This is a genomic window from Cellulomonas gilvus ATCC 13127, assembly GCF_000218545.1.
GTDB lineage: Bacteria > Actinomycetota > Actinomycetes > Actinomycetales > Cellulomonadaceae > Cellulomonas > Cellulomonas gilvus.
Genome location: NC_015671.1, coordinates 1,864,785 through 1,883,262, shown reverse-complemented (window position 1 = coordinate 1,883,262; position 18,478 = coordinate 1,864,785). Strand labels below are relative to the sequence as shown.

Sequence of the window (18,478 nt, the reverse complement as noted above, 5' to 3'; positions counted from 1 at the left end):
TCGCCCGGCCCTCATCCCGGCTGCGCGGAGGCGGCCAGGCGTGCGGACAGGGCGTCCACCGCGGCGCGCAGCTCGGGCGGGCCGACGACCGTGAAGGGTGCGTCGAAGCGCAGCAGATGCGCGAGCAGTCCCGTCCACGACCAGGACCCGAGCACCACGCGTGACGACGTCGCGGTGACCTCCTCGGCGTGCCCGTCGCCGATCCACGGGGCCACCTGGGCGAGCGGCAATGCGAGCACGGCCTCGCCGGTGCAGGGCCATCCGCCGCCCTCGGCCGCGCCCCGGGAGCGCGCGTCCAGGTAGGCGACGGGGTCGCCCTGCGGCAGCGGACGGGGCGCGAACCGCGCACCGGCGGGGGAGCGCGGCGTCGCGCGGTCGAGCCGGAACGTCCGCCAGTCCGCGCGGTCCAGGTCCCAGGCGAGCAGGTACCACCGGCCACGCCGGGCGACGAGCGCATGCGGCTCGACGCGGCGGGGCGGCCCGCCGCCGTGGTCGAGGCGGAGCGTGCGCCGGTCCCGGACGGCGGCGCTCACGGCCTCGAGCACGGCTGGTTCGACTCGCGCCCCGGGCGGGGACTGCTCGAACTCGATCGCGTCGAGCCGGTGGCGCAGCCGTGCGGGCATGACCTGCCGGACGGTGGTCAGCGCGCGCGCCGCCGCATCGTCCACGTCCACCCCGGCCGCTGCGGCGGCCCGCAGCGCGACCGCGATCGCGACCGCCTGCTCGTCGTCGAACAGCAGCGGCGGGAGCGTGCTCCCGGCGGCGAGCCGGTACCCGCCGTCGGGTCCGCGGGTCGCGTCCACGCGGTAGCCGAGCTCGCGGAGCCGGTCGACGTCCCTGCGCACCGTGCGGGCCGTGACCCCGAGCCGCTCGGCGAGCACCGCGCCCGGCCAGTCCCGGCGCGCCTGCAGCAGGGAGAGCAGCGCGAGCATGCGTGACGGGGCCCCGGTCATGTGGCCGATTGTGCCGTCCGTTGCGGACACGGTCTGTCCGCAACGGGGTCCAGGGTCGTCGTGTGCGGCAGACCGCCGCACATTCGATCCACCGAGCAGAGGACGACCGCCGTGACCCTGACCTCCACCACGCACCTCAACTTCCGCGGGACCGCCCGCCAGGCGCTCGAGCTGTACCGGAGCGTCTTCGGCGGCGAGCTCACGCTGACCACGTACGGCGACGTCGGCATGCCGCGGGACGTGCCCGGCGCGGACAAGGTCGTGTTCGGCCTGCTGGACGCCGGCGACGGCCTGCGCCTCATGGCGTACGACGTCCCGGGCGCGGACGACGCGGACGGCACCGTGACCGCGGGGCGGACGAGCCGCGAGAACGGGATGACGACGACCGACCAGAGCTTCTTCCAGTCGGTGCGCGGGGCAGACCTCGCGGAGGTGCGGCGCTGCTGGGACGGCCTTGCGGACGGCGCGCAGGTCATCGAACCGCTGGCCGCGTCGGCCTGGAGCCCGGGCTTCGGCATGCTGACCGACCGGTTCGGCGTCACCTGGGTCCTGGACGTGGCACCGTCCGAGTGACACCCGGCCCGTCCCGGTCGTCACCGCGGCAGGATGTCGACGGTGGCGACCTGGACGGCCCGCGGGCACGCTCCGCGGCCCCGCGCGCGCACCGATGCGCGGGGCGGCGGGCGGCCCGGTGCCGCGCGGTGCGGGTGCCGTGTCAACCCTCCGGACGCGTCGTGCGTGTGAAGGGCATGACGACGACGCTGCAGCCACCGGGCCGTGCGGACGGCGCGGGCGAGGCCGCACCGGCGCAACCCGCCCCGGAGCCCGCGGGCCCCGTGCTCGACTCGGCGCCCGTGCTGCCGGTCGGGGCGCCACCGGGCCGGGACGCGCAGTTCAGCGCGTTCGCGCGGGAGTCCTCCGCGACGCTGCTCAGGACCGCGTGGTACCTCACCGGTGACGAGCACCTCGCGGCCGAGCTGGTGCAGGACGCCCTGGTCCGCACGTACGTGGCATGGCCTCGTGCGTCTCGCCACGACCCCACGGCATACGCGCGGCGGGTCGTGGCGAACGCGCGCATCGACCACTGGCGTCGTCGGCGGCGCGAGCGGCTGGTGGAACCCGGCCGTCTGCCCGACGCCGCGTGCGCCGACGCCGCTCACGACGTGGTGATGCGCGACGCGCTGGTGCGGGCGCTCGCCACGCTGCCCGGTCGGCAGCGCCGCGTGGTCGTCCTGCGCTACCTGGTGGGACTGACCGAGCGCGAGGTCGCCGACGACCTCGGGGTGGCGGTCGGCACGGTGAAGACGCAGGCGTCGCGCGGGCTCGCGCGCCTGAGGGCGGTCCTGGGACAGCACGACACGGACGTACCGAGCACGGACGACGAGAGGAACGGACGATGACGAGCAGGAGCAGCACGGACGAGCAGTGGTTCGCGGCATGGGCGGGGCACGCCGACGGGACGCGCGTCATGCCCCTGGACGAGGGCGAGATCGAGCGGATCGTCGTGGCGGGTCGCCTGCGGCGTCGTCGGCGGTCGGCGGTCGCACTGGGCGGGTTCGCGGCGGTGGCCGCGGCCGGTGTCGTCGTCGGGACGCAGGCCGGCGCGGACGAGCCACGTCCCCTGACACCGGCCGGGCCGGTCGTCGACGAGGCGGACCCCGAGCAGGCGCTCGCGAGCTTCCGTGCGCTGCACCCGGACGTCACGTTCCCGGACGTACAGCTCGGCGTGCCGGCGTCCGGCGCGGCGTGGACCGCCGCGATGCTCGGCTGCCTCGAGGCCGAGGGCTTCCAGGTGGTCGAGGACGTCCGCGACGCCAACGGCATCGCGCCTGAGCCCACGTACTCGGGCCTCGGTGCCGTCGCCGTGGTGGGGGAGAACCCGGACGGCACGGGCACGTTGCGGATCAGCACCGACGCGGACGACACCGCCGCGATCCTGGCGCAGTACGGCTGCATCGCGGCCCACCCGCGGTCCTGAGCGACGCTCGTCGTCGCGACGGCGCAGCCGCACGGCGGGGCGACCTCACCGCGTGAGGTGCGCCCCGCCGTTCACGTGCAGCGTCTGCCCCGTGACGTGCCGGGCGTCGGGGGAGGCCAGGAACTGCACGAGGCCCGCCACGTCCTGCGGGCGCCCGGCGCGACCGACGGCCGTGCGCGCGACCAGCGCGTCGCGTCGGGCCGCCGACAACGGCCCGCCGAACAGGTCGGTGCCCTCGACAAACCCGGGCGCGACGCTGTTCACCGTGATGTCCCGGGGGCCCAGGCGTTGCGCGAGACCGGCGCTCCACGCCTGGAGCGCGGCCTTCGCGGCGGAGTAGGGGTTGCCCGCGTACTCCGCTCCGATCGACCCGAGGTTGACGACGGTGCCTCCGGCGGCGATCCGGTCCTCGAGCGCAGCGACGACGAGGGCCGCACCCACGACGTTGACGGCGAACGTCCTCCGCCAGTGCTCCGCGACTCCGGTCAGCGAGCCGGCCGGCGGGGGCGTGCCGGCGAAGCCCCCGGCGTTGTTCGCTCGCGATCGCGCGGCACCTGGACGCGCCGTCGACCGTGTTCGGCACGAAGGTCGAGGCCGGCCTGTGGAAGTGGGACGAGGCCGCCGGCAAGCGCGTGAAGGTCGGGTACGGGGACGCTCATGTGTGGCACTGCTCGCTGTCGCTGCGCGCCGAAGAAGGCCTCAAGACCGACGACCAGTGGGCCGCGATCGCTCGTGACTTCATCGACCGGATGGGCTTCGGCGACGAGGAGGGCACGAAGGCCGCGTGCCGGTGGGCCGCGGTTCGACACGGGGTGTCGAAGGCCGGCAACGACCACGTGCACCTGGTCGTGAACCTCGTCCGAGAGGACGGGACGAAGGCCGTGGTGCACCGCGACTTCGCGCGCGCGCAGTCGATCGCGCGCGAGCTCGAGCGTGCGCACGGGCTGCAAGAGCTGGACACCTCGCGCCCGATGATCGGCGCGAAGCCGGGGGAGCGGGAGGCCGATGCGCGGCGCCGTGCACGCGCGCTGCACGAGCAGACCCGCGACGAGTCGTCGCCAGCGTGGAGCGCGCTGGACGCGGGCGCGCGCCGCGGACTGACCGACGCGCAGCTGCGCGTCGACGAGCCGCGCCAGGCGCTGGCCCGCAAGGTCCGTGCGTGCGCGACCGCGGCGCAGTCCGAGGACGAGTTCGTGCGCCGTGCCCGGCGCGCCGGGCTGATCGTGCGACCGCGGTACGCGGCGGGTCGCGACGACGTCGTCACCGGGTACTCGGTCGCAGCGCGACCGACGGCCGGGGAGTCGCCGGTCTGGTACGGCGGGGGAACCTTGCGCACGACCTGACGCTGCCGAAGCTGCGCAGCACGTGGCCGGACACGCCCGAGGACGCGCGCCTCGCCGCGGCCGAGTGGAACGCGGCACGACGCGGGCAGCGTCCCGTCCTGGCCGGCCCGGAGGTCATGGAGCCTGACCCCGCGATGTGGGAGCAGTACAGCGCTCAGCTCGCCGCGGTGCGCCAGCAGCTGGCGGCCGTCCCCGTCGACGACAGGGACACGTGGGAGCACGTCGCACGCCAGGCCGCCGGCACGTTCGCGGCCTGGTCGCTGCGCACCGAGCCGACCCCCGGACCGCTGGCCGCGGCCGCGGACTCTCTCGCCCGGTCTGCGCACAGCCGTCGGCGCCCGACGCCGCGACGTGAGCACCAGGACGCCGCTGCTGCGGCGTTCACCGGTGCGGCCCTGCTGCTGGCCCAGGCGTCGAGCGGCGGCCGGGGGAGCGGCGCTCAGCTGCTCATGCTGCGTCAGCTCGCGGCCCTCTCGGGTGCGATCTTCGATGCGCACCGCGCGGCCGGGGAGCTGCGCCGTGCGACCGAGTCGCGCGCGCACGTCGGCGCGGCCGCGGCCGACGTGCAAGCCCGTCTGCAGCCCGTCGGCGCCGCGGCCCCTGCCGCCGGCCCAGAGGTCGCTCGCGGGCCCGGAGCACCGGGCGCTGCGGTGCCGGGAGCCGAGGTCGTCCTGGTGCTCGTTGTCGTCGGCGCGGTCGTGGTCGTGGCCGTCGCCTTCATCGTCGCGTTCTATGCCTAGACCGCTCGGTCCATGCGGTCCGATGACGAGTCGGCGCGGTACGTCGCTGCGCTGAAGAACCTTCCGTGGCGGCGGCGCGGTCGCCGCAAGTGACACCCGGTGACCGTGAGGGCGGGGCGCTCAGCTCGACGGAGGAGCCTGCAGCGTTGGTGGGGTGAACGGCGGCTCGAGGCCGGGCTGGTAGTACGAGACCGGCAGGGTTGCGAACCAAGCGGTCGCTAGTTGGTCTCCAGCTGTCCGGTCCCAGTACGAGATGCAGGCGGCGATCTCTTCACGCTCCTGGGGCAGGCCGAGTAGGAGGTGCGACACCGCGTCCCTGGGGTAGACCCAGCCTGGCCCGGCGTCGTCGCGGGGACGCACGATGCGCCACTCCCGCTCATGCATCCACTCCGAGCGAGAGCGCCGCCAGTAGTCGTCGAAGAAGCCGGCCTCCGGGGGCGCCTGGCCGTCCCATCCGGGCCAGTACCGCACGCCGAGTCCGAGCACCCGATCAGGCAGCCCGGCGGCCTGCCAGTCATCCCAGTCGTCGCCGCGCACGTAGTGAACAGGTGCGCCGCCAGCGCTCCAGACCGCCTGCTTGTGGAAGGCGATGCCGAGGGCGCCCGAGTAGCGCCGGACCGGGCCGGACAGCAGTGCACCCAGGGCGGACGGCGTGGTCTGCGTGAAGCAAGCGCTCTGCATGACCCCGCCGTCGAGCGGGTATCCGTAGGCAAGCCACCCGGTCCACAGGATTGAGGCCAGGCGTACGACCGGGCTCTGCTGGGCGATGGCTGGATTGAGCTCTGGGGCTACCTTCCCTACGCGGGTGGTCATGTGCACTAGATGGTCAGGCAGGTCCGGGCTCTGAGGAGTTGCGAGTGCGCGCTGCGGCACGAGTTTCTCCCCTCGAACGGCGACACCAGTCCCCAGTCAGCCGCCGGGCTAACGCTGGAGCAGCCCCTGTCGCCAGGCCGCTTCCGCGTCCCCCGAGATCCGCACGACGGCCCGCTGTGCACACACGTCGGCTTCGAGTTAACGGACCTGCTCAGTCCCGGTCGAACAGATCGCGGACCAGCTCGACGGCCCTCTCCTCCGTCAGCCCTTCGAGTGCCGAGGACACGGCGTCCCTGCGGTCCGTTCTCAAGAGCCGGCCGGCCTCGATGGCGTATACGGACGAGTCGTTGAGGTAGTCGAGCATCCCTGTGCCCGTGGGCACGACGAACAGCAGCAACCGGTCACCCACCTCGAGGCGCGGGTACTCGAACGGGGCCTCGGGCATCTCGGCCGCGCCGCCCAGACTCGTCCAGCCCAGCGTCTCCATCTGGAAGGTGTCCGGCACGTCACTGCCGGCGACCTGCGTCTGCGTCTCTATCGTGAGCACACGGACGGTGGCGTCGTCGTCATGCGCGCCCTGCGGAGTTTCGCGTCGCTGCTCGGAGGTGACCGTGCCGACCACCGCCGCGGCAGCGTGCTCGGGGATGTCTTCGAGGGTCCGAAAGCCGATCGCGTACTCGAGATCCACGCGCAGCACGTCGGTCGGAGCCGTGCCGAGAGCCGGGCCCTCCACCTGCGATGCCTCAGAGCTTCGGGCTGCAGCGACCGGGGCGACCGGCTCGTCACCACCTCCCCGCGCGCACGAAGCCAACAGACCTCCCGAAACGGCGAGAGTGATCGCCACAAATCGGAGGGGAACGCGCCGGTCTCGATCACCAGTATGCATTATCAGTCTCCAGATGCCAGACATTGTGCGCGCCAAGGAACGCTGAGGGTTTCGGGTAGTCCTGCGGCATGCATCCCAGGAGGTTCCATTCCGCGGCCTCGCCATGTGTCAGCCCGACCGAGTGGCCAGTCTCATGGCAGGCGAGGGCCTGCCTATCCACTCCGGAAAGTCCCAGAGTCGCCCAGAAATCCGTATCAATCCGAATATGCGAATGGGCGCAGTGGTCGTTCGGGAGAATCGACACGCACGCATTCTGTCCGACAACCGTCCCAGGGAGGTCGTCGTAGAAGAAGTGCACGTCAGACAAGTCATGGTCGGTCGTGACCCGCGTCGTCCAGCCATCGAGAAGCGCATAAGACCCAGTCCGCGAGTCCTCTATCGACGCCCTCCAGAGCGGGCCTATCCCGTCGTAGTAGTACCAGTGGCTGCGATTGTTGGCGGCGCACGGAGTCTGCGCAGTCCCGTAGGCGCAAGGTTCGTTGAAGTCGGCGCTGGCGGGCGTCTGAACCGCAAGCAGCTGCACGAACACGGCGACTAGCACAACGAGACCCCCGGCGGCGTACGCCACAAGACGCTGCCGAAATGGTGGTGAGGCGGCCATCTGTCGATGATTCCCCGGCGCCCGGGCTTGTCAAGGTGCGTCGGGTGATTCCGTACGTGTCCATCGACGACATGATTGAAGCCGAGAACAGCGCGTCCTCCCAATGACCCGCGCCCTAGGCCGCGCACATGCGAAAGGAAGAGCACTCGACACCAGCTGACTAGTTTGCCGCGTCGCGCCATCGCCGATAACCGTCCTTGTGTCGCGAAGTACTCTGCGCATTTCTCTGACCTGCGGATTTACGCCCTATGGGTGCCGCGGCTTGGAGGAGCCGCTGGCCCAGTCAGCCGCCGGGCCGGGAGCGACCGCCGAGCGCACGCCACCCACGCCGAACCGCGGTGACTCTGATTCGTCCCGTCAATACTCCGTATCCCGTGCTGATCGCCAACGCCATCTCGACTCAGACCCGCGTCCAGTCTGTGTCGTCTCGCTTAAGGCTCTTGCATCCGAGTCCCCCGCTCATCGCAATCCGCGGGTGAAGTCTGGCGCGGATCACGGAGTTCAGCCCCCAACGTGCCGCCCGATCTCTACGGCCGACATCGGTGACTGGTCGTCGCCGGCGTCCGTCCGCGCCCAACGGCCTACCGCGTCCGTGACCGGCGCCGCCCGCGTGGTTCGCAGGGGCCAGGACAACCTGGCGGCTGACGGGGGGTTCGACGTCGGTGCCAGCCTCGCGCGGGCGCGTGGCGTCCGGTGTCATCGCTCGACCGGGCAAGATTCGGTACAGCCGGGCTGCGATCCCGGCGCTCGAGGCGGAGCAAGGACCGGCGGCGGCGCAGTCGCCTGGGAAGTGAGCACCTAGATCGGAAGCGCGAGGGCGACCGCGTCGCGGCCGAGCAGCGAGATCCAGCGCTCGGGCGTGCGCTTGAAGGCGCGTGCTAATCCTCGATTGAGCTCGTCTACTAGCGCCGCCGGCATCTCGCCGTCCCGCTAGTAGTGGCTCGGCTCCTGCAGGCAGTAGCGGTCATCTTCGAGCGCGGCCCCGTACCGGTCATCCGTACGTCCTCACGACGCGTCAGCTGGCCCGCCGGTGCCTGGTGAGCGCCGGTGCCATCTCGCAGCGCGTCGCACGCGCCGAGGCCGACGGGTTCGTCGAGCGGCGGACCATCGAGGGCCGTCAGGTCGAGGTGGCCTTGACGCCCGCCGGCCACGCGGTCGTCGAGCGCGGCGCGGGCCACGTCCTGCGGGTCGACGACGCGCTCACGAGCGGGCTGACCGACGCCGAGCTGCACGAGCTCGCGTCACTGCTGGCGCGCTGGCTCCGGTCGGCACGTGACGCGGGCACCACCGACGCGCGGCCCCGGGACTGATCCAGGCCCGCGACTGACACCCGCGCGACGACCACACGGCGACCCTTCGGCGTAACGCCGATAATGACTCTTCGCGCGTCATCCTCGCTCGACGCGAGTCGGCGCACTCCCCTCGAGTCGCACTCGCCGCCTGAGTCCAGCTGTCACCTGCTCGTGCAGCAGCCCCCTCCCGCCGCCGCGGTGCCGAAGAGCACCGCGACGAGCGTGAGGAAGCAGGCGATGACACGCCGAAGCAAGATCACTCGATCGATACCCTGAAGATCAGTCGGCTGAAGTCAGGCTCGACTCCAATGTCCGTGCAGGAATAGCGATGCGAGCGATCCGCGAGCGTCTCGACGAACATTCCGGAGGTTGCGCTCTGAGACTCGAATGGACCGCGGCCGCGGCCTGAGTCCCAGATGTTGTAGAGCACCAGGCGGCCATCCGTATCAGCTACGTCGATCACTGATCGGGCTGGCGCGGAGTCACTCCAGAGAACAAGCGATGAGCTCGATGTTCCTGTTGCGACAAGCTGGCCGGCGGTAGCGAGAAAAACACCTTGCCGCCAGCGAGGACCCACGGTCTCGAAGGTGAGAGTGATTCTCTGGCCACTCGTGATCGGCAGCGCTTCGATCTTGACCGCGGCCTGGCCGTCGGGGCCCTCAATGGACTTGCTCAGAGTCCTCTCGGGGAGTCTTGTCGGGTCGAATGAGGTCATGGCGTTGGTCCTGTGTAGAAGCGGTAGGGATCGACGGCGGCAGTCCATCCTGCCTGGTTGTGCGCCCGCCGTGGGCTCGTTCGGCGTCAGGAATCTCCCGAGGTGGCCGAACCGGTCGTTGCTGGACCACCCAGCGCGCAGTGCGCTGCGCAGCTGAGGAAGGGTCATACCTCGACCGTTGTCCCGGACCCATACCTCGGCGTCGCGCGGGGTGCTTCCCCGGCCCGGCAGAGAGACCCAGACGCTCGGCTGGTCCGGGCGCTGGTCAGACGGTTGCCGCAGGAAGTCGTCGAACGCGTTGTCGATGAGTTCGGCGATGCACTGCCAGGGGTGGAACTCGATGTCGCCGAGGACGCTCAAAAGCCTGGGGTGCGGGGGACATCGATCGTGTCCACGCCGGCCAGGAGTTCTTCCTCGGTTGTCATGCTGATCATCGTGCCGGCAACCCTGGCTAGTTGTTCCGGCTCATGAGGTTGGTGACGCCTGCGTGGAGGCGTGAGGCCGGGGGCTGGTTGCCGGCGGCGGTGTGGCAGCGATGGTAGTTGTAGTGGACGTTCCAGATCTTGATCGCTGCGGCCCGCTCGGCCTCGGAGGTCCAGATGCGGGCGTAGAGGAGTTCCTCGGCCAGGATCCGGTTGTATCTCTCGACCTTGCCGTTGTGCCGGGGAGTGTGCGGACGGATCCGCTGGTGACGCGAGGCGAACGCGGTCACCGTCCGGGTGAACGCCTTGGCGGTGTAGTTCGCGCCGTTGTCGGTGACCACCCGGACCAGCCGGTTGATGCCGTGGGCGGCGAAGAACGCCCGTGCCCGGCAGAAGAACCCGATCGTGGTCGCTGCCTTCTCGTCGGGCAGGTGCTCGGTGTAGGCCAGTCGGGAGAAGCCGTCGACGGCGGAGTGCAGGTAGACGTAGCCGGCGCGGGCGCCCTTGGTCTTGGCCCGCTGGGCGGCCTTGTCCGCCGCTGAGCCGCGCCCGTGAGCGCGCCAGCCGCCGCCATCGGGGATGCGCCCGACCTTCTTGACGTCCAGATGGACCATGTGACCGGGGTAGCGGGCGGTGATGCGGCCCGCGGTGCGGTTCATCGACCCGTCGGGGTCGATGTCGCGGCGCCGGCTGATGCCCAGGCGGACCAGCCACCGCCCGACGGTCGCGACCGAGACCTGGTGCCCGCGGCGGACCAGCTCGAGGTGGATCGCCCGGGCCGACCACTTGTGCTCCCGGCGCCACGTCTCGATCAACGCGACCAGGTCGGGCTCGAGCTGGGTCGGGGACGCGTGAGGGACACTCGCCCGGTCGGCCAGCCCGACCTCGCCCAACTCGTCGAACCGGGCCTTCCACTTCGACAGGCACTGCCGAGAGATGCCCGCCTCGGCAGCGACGTGAGCGATCGGTCGGTGGGCGCAGCGGCGCACGAGCCGCAGCCGCCCTTCGGGGGTGAACGGGGCGTTAGCGTGGCTCATCGAGGGGTAGGTCCTTCGCGCAGCAGTTGGTTGGTCGCACTTCCATCCTGCCGCCGGGGCCTACCCCTCCCTCACACCCCCAGCCGCGTCACCAACCTCATGAGCCACAACAGCTAGTCCTGTCCGCGGGCCGTCTGGCCTAGTGTGGAAGTCGTGGCCTACGCCCCGGCAACGTGCCCGAGCAGCGCCGGACCGTCAGCGCCGAGCCTGGCACCCGGTGTTCGCGTGGTTGCACACCGGAGGCCAGGTCCCATCTCGACCCGAGTGCGAGCTCCTGCACGCGCGGGCGGACGCCGATAATGCACATTATGTCAAACGGTTGTCTGCGTATCGCCGTGCCCAGCGCCGATGTACTACGCGGACCCAACGCTCTTGCACCTGTGAAGTTCGAGCTTCGGCGCCGCTCCCATGCTGGGTGGGTCTCGGTTTCGTAGTCGACGGTCGGCTACCTATCATCGCGCTCAGGGGAGGCGCCAAAACGGGCCGGTGAGCCCAACCCGCTCGAGGATGGCTTGATTCGTCGCCCGGTCGTGCGGCTGGAAGTCCGGCGTGAGCCGGTCGCCGTACCAGGGTCCGGCGAGTTCCCAGACGGTCGTCGCAGAGGCGATGTAGCCGGCGCCGGGGTCGTGTGCTGCGGTCCACTGCTCGGCGTGCTCGCGGGAGCAGAAGGTCCGGATCATGGTGCAGGTCCCCACGACGTCGTTCCACCACTCAGCGGCGGGCCGGGGGAACCGCACAGCGAGGTCGCCTGGAGGCGGTGTCGTCGGGCCCGAGGTGTAGCTGACGTGGGAACCGCACCACGGGCAGGCGGTGTCGATCCGCACGTCGAGGTGGAGTGCTGCGCTGATGCCGAAGGAGTCCCAGGCGCAACCGCCCCACCACCTGCGGTCGTCGCGCCCGTCGGCGGGGGTCACGACGAAGGCCATCGGGGCGGCGGAGAACGGGTGGGCCATGCGGATGGCGTCACCGTCGGTGGTCGGGACGAGGGTGTGCGCCTGCGCCAGCTCATCCAGGAGGTTCTGCACAGCAGCCCGGTTGAGTCCGGTCAGGCGCGCGAGCTCGGCGACCGAGGGTGCCCGACCCTCGTCGGCGAGGGTGTCGTAGACGAGGTCCCGGATCTGCCGTGCGGCGGACGTGCTCATGCTTTGCTCCTCGTGGTCGTGGTCGTGGTCGTGGTCGTGGTCGTGGTCGTGGTCGTGGTCGCTGGCGCGGCGGTCATCGGGTGAGGCTCAGTGTCTGCTCGACCAGCAGAGCAGCGCCCAGGACGATCATGAGCGACCCGGCGACTCGTGAGACCAGGGTCGCGGACGTCGGCCGGGCGGCCAGCACCCGGCGCGCCCCGGATCCCACCGCGGTGTAGACGAAGGCGCAGGTCGCCAGGTGCAGCAGGCCGAGCATGGCGAGCTGCGTCCCCACCGGCCACGACCCGTCGACATGGGTGAACTGCGGGAGCAGCGCCAGCAGCAGCACCGGGACCTTCGGGTTCAGGGCGCTGACCCCGAACCCGCGCGCGGCCCACTCCCCCGCGCTCCCGGCCTCGGTCCAAGTGGGCGTGCCCGCGCCGGCGGGGTGTCGCAGGACGCCGAGACCGAGCCACGCCAGGTAGGCGGCCCCGACGACCGTGATGACGCTCAGCGCGGCCGGGTAGCGCGTGGCGAGTGCGCCCAGCCCTGCCGCGACGGCGACGACGTACGCCAGGTGCCCCAGCAGCAGGCCCGCGTTCGCCGGCGCGACGCGCCCGCTCAGGCCAGCGGTGATCATGTACGCCCAGTCTGCGCCCGGAGTCAGGATGAACGCGAGAGCGGTCACCCAGAATGCACCGACCTCCGTGATCTCCACCCTGCACCTCCGTCTTCGTATCGTGAGAGGCGCAACGCTAGAGACCATCGGTGAGGAAGTGCTGTCCCCTTCTGCCCGTGACATCACTCGTACGGGCAAGATGTGTCACATGGACGCCCTCGACCGCGAGATCCTTGCCGTGCTGCAGCGGGACGGTCGCCTCAGCATCACGGAGCTTGCCGAGCGGGTCGGGCTGACCGTGTCCCCGTGCCACCGCCGACTACGCGCCCTCGAGCGCACCGGCGTCGTCAGCGGGTACCGCGCCGTCGTCGATCCGATCGCGGTCGGGCTGACCTTCGAGGCGTTGGTGCTCGTCACCATGCAGGCAGCCGACCGGGCCACCGTGTCGGCGTTCGAGGACGCCGTCGCTGTGATCCCCGGTGTCGTGCGCGCCCAGCGGCTCTTCGGCGACCCGGACTACCTGCTGCAGGTCGTCGCCGCCGACCTCGCGGCGTTCCAGGAGCTCTACGACGAGCAGATCTCCACGCTGCCCGGTGTCCAGCGCCTCAACTCGACCCTCGTCATGAAGAGCGTGGTCGATCGGCCTGTCCCCTTGTAGCGCCCTGGAGGCGTGCGGGAGTACGCCCGATCTTGATACGCAGAGGTGCCAGTAGGGCGGGTCGCCCGTGCTTGGCGATGTGCTCGGTCTCCCGGGGCGCACCGGTCCGGAGGGCGCGGGCGTCGGTGCCGCTCCCCCCGGCGCGCGGTCACTCCGCTGGGCCCTGCGCGCCGTAGGCGCGGACGAAGGCGCGTGCGCCGTCGGTCATGATCTGGCGGACGTGCGCTGCCTCGGTGCGTCGGCGGGGCGGCTCGTTGAGCACGCGCAACGCGGTCAGGGCGTGGAAGTGGGCCGCTGCGAGGCCGGGATCGTCGGCGTCGAGCAGGCCGACGCGGGCGAAGTGGCTGATGCGATCGCTGAGGACGCGCGCGTGGGCCTCGTCGAGCGGATGGTCCTCGAGCTCCGGCAGCAGCGCCTCGTTCTCGTTGATCAGCCTGACGGCGGCGAGGTAGTCCGACGAGAGCAGCAGAGTTCGGCCGAGGGCGGCGGCCAGCTCGGTCAGGGCCCGCTCGAGATCGGCGGGCTCGCGGATGTCTGCCGGGTTGAGGTGCTCGTCGACCAGCTCGCGCAGCGTTGCCAGCGCCCTCTCCCCTGCGTCCTCCACGACGCCGAGCAGGAGACCTCGCTTGTCCCCGTAGTAGTCGTAGACCGTCCGCTTCGACACCCCGGCGAGCGCGGCGACCGCGTCCATGCTGGTGCGCTCCACGCCTGTCCGCACGAACAGCTCCTTCGCCGCCGCCAGGATGGCCGCGCGCTTGGGCGCCTGCCCCTGTCGCACGGTCCTGCCTCCACCTGTCGCCATCGCTCTCCTCCGAGTTCGTCGGTGACGCTACACCGACCGGTCCATCACTACACGACACGGTGTAGTGTATCGATCGTGCACTCCTCGAACCCGGTGTTGTTGCAGGCCCACTCCCTGGTCAAGCGGTACGGGCGCGTCACTGCCGTCGACGGCTTGTCGTTCACGGTCCGCCCGGGCGTCGTCACCGGCTTCCTCGGCCCCAACGGGGCGGGCAAGTCCACGACATTGCGCATGTTTCTCGGGCTGGACAGGCCGACGAGCGGGGCGGCGACGGTCGGTGGGCTGCGGCTCGCCGAGACGCCGCACCCGGTGCGCGTCGTCGGCGCGATGCTCGACGCCCGTGCGGTCCACCCCCGGCGCACGGCCGCGGACCACCTCGCGGCGGTCGCGCGCGCCGGTGGCGTCGCGCGCTCCCGGGTGGCTGAGCCTCTCGAGCTCGTCGGCCTGGGTGACGTCGGAGGCCGGCGGGCCGGCGATTTCTCCCTCGGGATGAAGCAGCGGCTGGGGATCGCCACCGCGCTGATCGGCGACCCGTCGGTCGTGATCTTCGACGAGCCGCTGAACGGCCTCGACCCCGAGGGGATCCGGTGGGCACGCTCGCTCATGCGCGACCTGGCGGCGGAGGGTCGCACCGTCCTGTTCTCCAGCCACCTCATGGGTGAGATGGAGCTGACCGCCGACCAGCTCGTCGTCGTGCACCACGGGCGGCTCCTGGCCGACCAGCCCCTGACAGCGTTCATCGTCGATCGCACCACCGTGCAGATCCGCGCGCGCACACCGGACCGGCGCGGCCTCCTTAAGGCGCTCGCCCGCGCGGGCGTGGACGCGGTGCCCGACGCGGCGAGCGCAGATGGGCTCGACGTCCGGGGAACCACGTCGGACCGCGTCGGTCGCATCGCCGCCGGTGCCGGCATCGAGCTGTCCGAGCTGAGCTCCGTCCGGGGCTCGCTCGAGGACGTCTTCCTCACCATGACATCGACTCAGAAGAAGGCCGCCTGACATGGACCTCCTCGCCTCCGAGTGGATCAAGGCCCGCAGCGTCCGCACCACCTGGCTCCTGGCGGCCGGCACCGTCCTGGTCACGGTCGTGGTCAGCCTGCTCGGCATCAGCGGACTCATGGCGGACTGGCAGGCAGACCTGCCCGCGGACTTCGACCCGACGGGCATCAGCTTCAAGGGCATCCTCGTCGGCCAGATCCTCGTCGCGACACTGGGAGCCCAGACGTTCACCAGCGAGTACGCGACCGGTCAGATCGTCACGAGCCTGACGATCACGCCCCGGCGGTCGGTCCTGCTGGCCACGAAGCTGGCTGTCACCGCGCTCGTCGCCCTCGCGACCGCGCTGGTCACCGTGGCGTGCAGCTTCGGCGCGAGCCAGGCGGCTCTCGGTGCCGCGGGCCTGCCGACGGCGGACCTGGCCGACGCGGGCAGCGTGCGGGCCATCCTGTGCGCGGCCGGCTACCTGGTGCTCACCGCTGTCCTGGGCGTCGCGCTCGGGGCCATGACGCGCTCGTCCTCCGGTGCGCTGGCGATCGTCGTGACCGTGGCGCTGCTCGTGCCAGCGCTCGCGCCCGGGCTTCCCGGCATCGTGGGACACCTTGCCGGGACCTACTGGCCCACCACCGCCGGACAGGCCTCGTACACGACCGCCGGCACCGGAGCCCTGACCGGCTCGGGCGGGCTCGCCGTGATGGCGTTGTTCACGATCTGGACCACGCTCGCTGCGCACCTCACGCTGAGGGCCCGCGACGCGTGACGCTCCGTGTCCGATCGGGCCTCCCCCGCCAGCGCGCATCCGTCTCCCTCGCCCTCTCCGACCCCCACCCCGTCGCCGACGACTCCGCCGCCCGTGGTCGTCCCGCCGACGCCGGTCGGCAACCAGCGCATCACGGGCGTGGTCTGGCTCGACCGGAACCGCGACGGCGTCCAGGACGGGGCCGGTGAGCCAGGGCTGGCGGCGGTCCCCGTCGAGCTGCACCGCGTCGAGCTCCCGGGCGGTAACGGTGTGCTGGGACGTGTCCCGCCGGCCGCTCACCAGGCCGCTACCGGCGACCGCCGTCCCGGACCAGCCGGGCGAGAAGGTCGAGGCTGGTGAGCTCGAGGTCGGCGTGGTCCTCGGCCCGACGAGGCTGGACGTGCGCCCACGGCCCACGGCGCAGCCACGCGGTGCGCATCCCGACCGCGCGTGCCGCCCGGACGTCGTTGTCGAGCCGGTCGCCGACGTAGAGCACCTGGTGCGCGGGGACGTGGCAGGCCGCTGCGACGCGCTCGAAGAACGCCGCGGACGGCTTGGCGACGCCCCACGTCGCTGACGTCGCGACGAAGTCGACGTGCACCCCGGCCGAACGGAGCGCCTCCTCGGCGCCCGCGGGCTGGTTCCCCGCCACGCCGACGACCAGGCCCGCGTCCCGCACCGCCGCCAGGCAGCCGAGAGCGTCGTCGTACAGGTCGTCCGCGCGGATGTCGGGTGCCGACGCAGGTGGTGTCCGGCCGAGCAGCCGCCACGCGTCCCGGTGATCGCGACCCTGGCTGATCGTCGCGCCGATCGCGGCCATCAGGGTGAACGGGGTGGTCCCGGCGGCGCGGGCGAGGTCCGCCCACGCCCGGGACTCGTCGACGAGGGTCTCCCCCACGTCGAACACGACGGCGTGCAGGTCCGGGGGCAGCGTCGGTGCGGGCACAGGCCCAGCCTGCCCGATCCGCGCCGCTCCCCCTCGCCGGCCGTCACGGTGCGGGCGTGGAGGGTGTCCCCGTCGCAGCCGTCCGCTCGTCGGCACGCGGCTCGGCCACGGGCCGCAGGCGGAGCGCCCACCACGCGGCGGCGGCAGCGAGTCCTGCGACGACGAACGCGGCACCGCCGCGGGTCGCCGCCGACGAGAGCGCCACCTCGGCGCCGGCGTCGGCCGACCCGGCGCCCACGAGCGCCCCCGCGAGCCCCACGACGACGAGTGCGGAGACGACCGCGGCGCGCACCCGGTCGACGGGCAGACGCCCACCCGCCGCGCGCCACGCGGCGACCCGGCGCCCGGCCCACACCGCGAGCGCCACGAGGCCGAGGACCGTGCTGGCGTGCTGCAGGACGCGGGCGGCCGGCATGTCGCCGAGCAGCGGCTCCCGCAGCCAGGCGATGTGCTGCACCGCCGCACCGTCGCCGTGGGTGACCGCGTCCCAGGCGACGTGCGTCGCGACACCGACGGCCAGGGAGGCGAGCGTCCATGTGGCGGCGCGCAGGGTGCGGTTCCGCTCGGGCGCGCGGCTGGCAGTGCCGGCGAGAGCCCTCAGCGGGAGACGCACGAACCACCAGACCGCCAGGAGCACGGCCGCGCTCGGGACCGCCACGGTGAGCGCGCCCGGCCACGCGTGCGTGGTCGTCGCGTTGACGAACGGCTCGTACCAGGCGTCCGCCGACCGGGGCAGCCGCACGAAGTACGGGACGTCCGGGCTCATCGCGCCCGCGACCAGGGCGGCGGGCACCAGCGGTCCGCGCGCGAGAGGGAGCACGGCGGCGGGATGGGCGAGGGTGAAGGGCACCGGATCACGGTGCCGTGTGCGCGGGAGGCAGTCATCCGCCCGCGGTCGGACGCGGCGGGTCGGCACGTCCACCCGTCGGCGCACCGCGCGGGTCGGCGCCGGGCCTTGACGTCCCCGCGGGCGGTTCACCACAGTGGCCGCGACGGCGAGACGCGCGGCGGCCGCGGGCCGAGGACGGTGGGGGCATGAGGACGTTCGACGGGTCCGAGGACCTGCGTGGAGCACGGTTCGTGGACGCGGACCTGTCCGGGGCACGCTTCGTGCGTGCCGACCTGTCCGGGGCCGTCATGCGGGGCGTCGAGCTGCAGGGCGCCGACCTGGACGCCCCGTGGCTGAGCGCACCGTTCCTGGTCAACGGGGTGGACGTGGTGGCCTACGTCGACGCCGAGCTGGACCGGCGCTTCCCCGGGCGCGAGCTGCGGCGCGTCGCCGAGCCGGAGGCGCTGCGTGAGGCGTGGGCCGCGCTCGAGCGGACGTGGAGCAGCACGCTCGACCGCGTCGCGGCGATGCCGGCCGGGACGCCGGACGTCTCGGTCGACGGTGAGTGGACGTTCGCGCAGACGCTGCGGCACCTGGTGATGGCCACCGACGTGTGGCTGCGACGCGCCGTCCTCGGGGTCGAGCAGCCGTACGACCCGATCGGTCAGCCGAACGTGGAGTACGAGGCCGACGGCAACGACATGTCCGTGTTCTCGCGGCCCGACCCCACATACGACGAGGTGCTCGCCTCGCGCGCCGAGCACGTCGCGCTGGTCCGGGACTTCCTGGCGCAGGTCAGCGCCGAGGAGCTGGAGACCGTCCGCGCCAACCCGTGGAGCCCGGAGCATCCCGAGACCACCCTGTCCTGCCTGCACACGATCCTCGAGGAGGAGTGGGAGCACCACCGGTATGCCGTCCGGGACCTCGACGCGATCGAGCGGCGCTGACCGACGTCCGCGCCCGTGCGGACGGTGGCGGCGCGGACAGT

Annotated in this window: 21 protein-coding genes and 1 pseudogene; 10 read left to right on the top strand and 12 right to left on the bottom strand. The window is 72.2% G+C overall.

Translation table 11 applies throughout. The features are described from left to right. Positions 1-11: 11 nt before the first annotated feature. On the bottom strand, positions 12-953 hold the full coding sequence (locus CELGI_RS08765; protein WP_041574162.1) for a helix-turn-helix transcriptional regulator: 942 nt from the start codon (positions 951-953) through the stop codon (positions 12-14). A gap of 111 nt (positions 954-1,064) precedes the next feature. On the opposite strand from CELGI_RS08765, the gene CELGI_RS08760 reads away from it, so the two are divergent. The 3 genes from CELGI_RS08760 (at position 1,065) to CELGI_RS08750 (ending at position 2,931) form a co-directional block, all read left to right on the top strand. Continuing rightward, on the top strand, positions 1,065-1,526 hold the full coding sequence (locus tag CELGI_RS08760) for a VOC family protein (protein ID WP_013883764.1): 462 nt from the start codon (positions 1,065-1,067) through the stop codon (positions 1,524-1,526). 176 nt (positions 1,527-1,702) lie between these two features. Continuing rightward, complete coding sequence (locus CELGI_RS08755; RefSeq protein ID WP_013883763.1) at positions 1,703-2,353, top strand: SigE family RNA polymerase sigma factor; 651 nt, start codon at positions 1,703-1,705, stop codon at positions 2,351-2,353. Further along, positions 2,350-2,931: a hypothetical protein gene (locus tag CELGI_RS08750; protein WP_013883762.1), complete on the top strand. Its 582-nt coding sequence runs from the start codon at positions 2,350-2,352 to the stop codon at positions 2,929-2,931. The genes CELGI_RS08755 and CELGI_RS08750 overlap by 4 nt, the downstream gene beginning before the upstream one ends. Positions 2,932-2,976: 45 nt before the next feature. Here the strand turns inward: CELGI_RS08750 and CELGI_RS08745 are convergent, their stop codons facing one another. Beyond that, the gene (locus tag CELGI_RS08745) at positions 2,977-3,420 is read right to left on the bottom strand and encodes an SDR family oxidoreductase (RefSeq protein ID WP_081465352.1); all 444 of its coding nucleotides are present in this window, start codon (positions 3,418-3,420) and stop codon (positions 2,977-2,979) included. 83 nt (positions 3,421-3,503) lie between these two features. Between CELGI_RS08745 and CELGI_RS16490 the strand changes: the two genes are divergently transcribed. Beyond that, complete coding sequence (locus CELGI_RS16490; protein WP_049785546.1) at positions 3,504-4,274, top strand: relaxase/mobilization nuclease domain-containing protein; 771 nt, start codon at positions 3,504-3,506, stop codon at positions 4,272-4,274. A gap of 116 nt (positions 4,275-4,390) precedes the next feature. Then, a complete protein-coding gene (locus CELGI_RS16485; protein WP_049785545.1) occupies positions 4,391-5,014 on the top strand; it encodes a hypothetical protein in 624 nt (207 codons plus the stop codon). Positions 5,015-5,134: 120 nt separating this feature from the next. Here the strand turns inward: CELGI_RS16485 and CELGI_RS08735 are convergent, their stop codons facing one another. The 3 genes from CELGI_RS08735 to CELGI_RS08725 all read right to left on the bottom strand — a co-directional run bounded on the left by CELGI_RS08735 (position 5,135) and on the right by CELGI_RS08725 (position 7,242). Further along, the gene (locus CELGI_RS08735) at positions 5,135-5,827 is read right to left on the bottom strand and encodes a hypothetical protein (RefSeq protein WP_150104701.1); all 693 of its coding nucleotides are present in this window, start codon (positions 5,825-5,827) and stop codon (positions 5,135-5,137) included. 211 nt (positions 5,828-6,038) lie between these two features. Then, positions 6,039-6,515 carry a hypothetical protein gene (locus CELGI_RS08730; RefSeq protein WP_150104700.1) on the bottom strand — a complete coding sequence of 159 codons (477 nt, stop codon included), beginning with the start codon at positions 6,513-6,515 and terminating at the stop codon, positions 6,039-6,041. A gap of 184 nt (positions 6,516-6,699) precedes the next feature. Further along, positions 6,700-7,242 carry a hypothetical protein gene (locus CELGI_RS08725; RefSeq protein WP_150104699.1) on the bottom strand — a complete coding sequence of 181 codons (543 nt, stop codon included), beginning with the start codon at positions 7,240-7,242 and terminating at the stop codon, positions 6,700-6,702. A 1,079-nt stretch (positions 7,243-8,321) separates the two neighbouring features. Between CELGI_RS08725 and CELGI_RS08720 the strand changes: the two are divergent. Beyond that, positions 8,322-8,624, top strand: a pseudogene (locus CELGI_RS08720) (MarR family winged helix-turn-helix transcriptional regulator); the annotation flags it as partial. A 238-nt stretch (positions 8,625-8,862) separates the two neighbouring features. On the opposite strand, the gene CELGI_RS08715 reads toward CELGI_RS08720, so the two are convergent. The 4 genes from CELGI_RS08715 to CELGI_RS08700 form a co-directional block, all read right to left on the bottom strand. Beyond that, entirely contained in the window at positions 8,863-9,681 is an 819-nt protein-coding gene (locus CELGI_RS08715) for an ATP-binding protein (protein WP_041574159.1), read from the bottom strand. Between the two features lie 91 nt (positions 9,682-9,772). Then, the gene (locus tag CELGI_RS08710; protein ID WP_013883758.1) at positions 9,773-10,780 is read right to left on the bottom strand and encodes an IS481 family transposase; all 1,008 of its coding nucleotides are present in this window, start codon (positions 10,778-10,780) and stop codon (positions 9,773-9,775) included. 461 nt (positions 10,781-11,241) lie between these two features. Next, on the bottom strand, positions 11,242-11,922 hold the full coding sequence (gene merB, locus CELGI_RS08705) for an alkylmercury lyase family protein (RefSeq protein ID WP_013883757.1): 681 nt from the start codon (positions 11,920-11,922) through the stop codon (positions 11,242-11,244). Positions 11,923-11,995: 73 nt separating this feature from the next. Further along, the gene (locus CELGI_RS08700; RefSeq protein ID WP_013883756.1) at positions 11,996-12,619 is read right to left on the bottom strand and encodes a LysE family translocator; all 624 of its coding nucleotides are present in this window, start codon (positions 12,617-12,619) and stop codon (positions 11,996-11,998) included. A 109-nt stretch (positions 12,620-12,728) separates the two neighbouring features. Between CELGI_RS08700 and CELGI_RS08695 the strand changes: the two genes are divergently transcribed. Next, positions 12,729-13,178, top strand: a complete 450-nt coding sequence (locus CELGI_RS08695) for an Lrp/AsnC family transcriptional regulator (protein WP_013883755.1) — start codon at positions 12,729-12,731, stop codon at positions 13,176-13,178. A 148-nt stretch (positions 13,179-13,326) separates the two neighbouring features. Here CELGI_RS08695 and CELGI_RS08690 read toward each other — a convergent pair whose 3' ends face one another. Next, complete coding sequence (locus tag CELGI_RS08690; protein WP_013883754.1) at positions 13,327-13,980, bottom strand: TetR/AcrR family transcriptional regulator; 654 nt, start codon at positions 13,978-13,980, stop codon at positions 13,327-13,329. Between the two features lie 75 nt (positions 13,981-14,055). Here CELGI_RS08690 and CELGI_RS08685 point away from each other — a divergent pair, with 75 nt between their 5' ends. After that, positions 14,056-14,979 carry an ABC transporter ATP-binding protein gene (locus tag CELGI_RS08685; RefSeq protein ID WP_013883753.1) on the top strand — a complete coding sequence of 308 codons (924 nt, stop codon included), beginning with the start codon at positions 14,056-14,058 and terminating at the stop codon, positions 14,977-14,979. Position 14,980: 1 nt separating this feature from the next. After that, positions 14,981-15,736 (top strand): ABC transporter permease, encoded by a 756-nt coding sequence (locus CELGI_RS08680; protein ID WP_013883752.1) that lies wholly within the window; start codon positions 14,981-14,983, stop codon positions 15,734-15,736. 286 nt (positions 15,737-16,022) lie between these two features. On the opposite strand, the gene CELGI_RS08675 is transcribed toward CELGI_RS08680, so the two are convergent. Both CELGI_RS08675 and CELGI_RS08670 read right to left on the bottom strand, forming a co-directional pair. Next, positions 16,023-16,661 (bottom strand): HAD family hydrolase, encoded by a 639-nt coding sequence (locus CELGI_RS08675; protein ID WP_013883751.1) that lies wholly within the window; start codon positions 16,659-16,661, stop codon positions 16,023-16,025. A gap of 43 nt (positions 16,662-16,704) precedes the next feature. Beyond that, entirely contained in the window at positions 16,705-17,511 is an 807-nt protein-coding gene (locus CELGI_RS08670) for a DUF4184 family protein (protein ID WP_013883750.1), read from the bottom strand. A gap of 185 nt (positions 17,512-17,696) precedes the next feature. Here CELGI_RS08670 and CELGI_RS08665 point away from each other — a divergent pair, with 185 nt between their 5' ends. Further along, positions 17,697-18,437: a DinB family protein gene (locus CELGI_RS08665; RefSeq protein ID WP_013883749.1), complete on the top strand. Its 741-nt coding sequence runs from the start codon at positions 17,697-17,699 to the stop codon at positions 18,435-18,437. Positions 18,438-18,478 lie beyond the last annotated feature (41 nt).

Bases quoted from the DNA above. Each gene is read 5' to 3' on its own strand.
- CELGI_RS08765 (WP_041574162.1), bottom strand. From the start codon at position 953: ATGACCGGGGCCCCGTCACGCATGCTCGCGCTGCTCTCCCTGCTGCAG.
- CELGI_RS08755 (WP_013883763.1), top strand. From the start codon at position 1,703: ATGACGACGACGCTGCAGCCACCGGGCCGTGCGGACGGCGCGGGCGAG.
- CELGI_RS08750 (WP_013883762.1), top strand. From the start codon at position 2,350: ATGACGAGCAGGAGCAGCACGGACGAGCAGTGGTTCGCGGCATGGGCG.
- CELGI_RS16485 (WP_049785545.1), top strand. From the start codon at position 4,391: ATGGAGCCTGACCCCGCGATGTGGGAGCAGTACAGCGCTCAGCTCGCC.
- CELGI_RS08735 (WP_150104701.1), bottom strand. From the start codon at position 5,827: ATGACCACCCGCGTAGGGAAGGTAGCCCCAGAGCTCAATCCAGCCATC.
- CELGI_RS08710 (WP_013883758.1), bottom strand. From the start codon at position 10,780: ATGAGCCACGCTAACGCCCCGTTCACCCCCGAAGGGCGGCTGCGGCTC.
- merB (WP_013883757.1), bottom strand. From the start codon at position 11,922: ATGAGCACGTCCGCCGCACGGCAGATCCGGGACCTCGTCTACGACACC.
- CELGI_RS08695 (WP_013883755.1), top strand. From the start codon at position 12,729: ATGGACGCCCTCGACCGCGAGATCCTTGCCGTGCTGCAGCGGGACGGT.
- CELGI_RS08690 (WP_013883754.1), bottom strand. From the start codon at position 13,980: ATGGCGACAGGTGGAGGCAGGACCGTGCGACAGGGGCAGGCGCCCAAG.
- CELGI_RS08680 (WP_013883752.1), top strand. From the start codon at position 14,981: ATGGACCTCCTCGCCTCCGAGTGGATCAAGGCCCGCAGCGTCCGCACC.
- CELGI_RS08665 (WP_013883749.1), top strand. From the start codon at position 17,697: ATGAGGACGTTCGACGGGTCCGAGGACCTGCGTGGAGCACGGTTCGTG.